The sequence below is a fragment of the Allobosea sp. CER48 genome, from assembly GCF_044752385.1.
Lineage (GTDB): Bacteria > Pseudomonadota > Alphaproteobacteria > Rhizobiales > Beijerinckiaceae > Allobosea.
In genome coordinates this window covers 1-1,428 of the sequence record NZ_JBIWYK010000647.1, presented here as the reverse complement: position 1 = coordinate 1,428, position 1,428 = coordinate 1, and the positions used below count along the sequence as shown (strand labels likewise).

At 65.5% G+C, this 1,428-nt stretch carries 1 protein-coding gene; it reads right to left on the bottom strand.

What is annotated here, in order from left to right; all coding sequences use genetic code 11:
- Positions 1-55 precede the first annotated feature (55 nt).
- A complete protein-coding gene (locus ACIPIA_RS16270; RefSeq protein ID WP_400511015.1) occupies positions 56-1,333 on the bottom strand; it encodes an O-acetylhomoserine aminocarboxypropyltransferase in 1,278 nt (425 codons plus the stop codon).
- Positions 1,334-1,428 lie beyond the last annotated feature (95 nt).

Sequence of the window (1,428 nt, the reverse complement as noted above, 5' to 3'; positions counted from 1 at the left end):
AGGAGGAAAGGGCGAGCCGCATCCGCGCCGAGCTGGCTGCGGAGAGGAGCGGCGATCAGGCCAGCGCCTGATCCAGATCGGCGACCAGATCCTCGACATCCTCGAGTCCGATCGAGAGGCGCACCACCTGCGGGCCGGCGCCCGACGCCGCCTTCTGCTCGTCGGTGAGCTGGCGGTGAGTGGTCGAGGCCGGATGGATCACCAGCGAGCGCGTGTCGCCGATATTGGCGAGGTGCGAGAACAGCTTGAGGTTCGAAACCAGTTTCACGCCGGCGTCGTAACCGCCCTTGAGCCCGAAGGTGAAGACCGAGCCCGCGCCCTTCGGCACATAGCGCTTGGCCAGCTCGTGATACTTGTCGCCGGGCAGGCCGGGATAGCTCACCCATTCCACCGCCGGGTGCTTGGCGAGATGCTCGGCGACCTTCTGCGCGCTGTCGCAGTGGCGCTGCATGCGCAGCGGCAGCGTCTCGATGCCGGTCAGCAGCATGAAGGCGTTGAAGGGCGAGAGGGCAGGGCCGAGATCGCGCAGGCCGAGCACGCGTGTCGCGATGGCGAAGGCGAAATTGCCGAAGGTCTCGCCCAGCACCATGCCGTTATATTCCGGCCGCGGCTTGGAGAGCATGGGATAGCGGTCGTCGCCCACCCAGTTGAACGAGCCGCCGTCGACGATCAGGCCGCCGATCGAGTTGCCGTGGCCGCCGAGGAACTTGGTGGCCGAATGCACGACGATATCGGCGCCGTGCTCGAAGGGCCGCAGCAGATAGGGCGTCGCCATCGTGTTGTCGACGATGAGCGGGATATTGTGCTTCCTAGCAATGGCGCTGATCGCGGCGATATCGACGACGACGCCGCCGGGATTGGCGATGGATTCGATGAAGATCGCCTTGGTCTTGGGCGTTACCGCCCGGGCGAAGCTCTCGACATCGTCGGAATCGGCCCAGATCACATTCCAGCCGAAGCTCTTGTAGGAATGGTTGAACTGGTTGATCGAGCCGCCATAGAGCTTGCGAGCGGCGACGAATTCGTCGCCCGGCTGCAGCAGGGCGTGGAAGCTCAGGAACTCGGCCGCATGGCCGGACGCGACGGCGAGCGCCGCGGTGCCGCCTTCCAGCGCGGCAACTCGCTCCTCGAGCACCGCGTTCGTCGGGTTGCCGATGCGCGTGTAGATGTTGCCGAAAGCCTGCAGGCCGAACAGCGAGGCGGCATGGTCGACATCGTCGAAGACGAAGGAAGTCGTCTGGTAGATCGGCGTGGCGCGCGCGCCCGTCGCTGCATCGGGAGCCGCCCCGGCATGGATGGCAAGTGTGCTGAAACCCGGTGCGCGATCGGACATGACGTTCTCCCTGAGACTTCTGACGAAACCGTTCGTTCGATTTAACGAACGCTGCCGGCAGCGTCAATTCAGGGCCGCGGCGCGAGTTCCGGCCC

Bases quoted from the DNA above. Each gene is read 5' to 3' on its own strand.
- ACIPIA_RS16270 (WP_400511015.1), bottom strand. From the start codon at position 1,333: ATGTCCGATCGCGCACCGGGTTTCAGCACACTTGCCATCCATGCCGGG.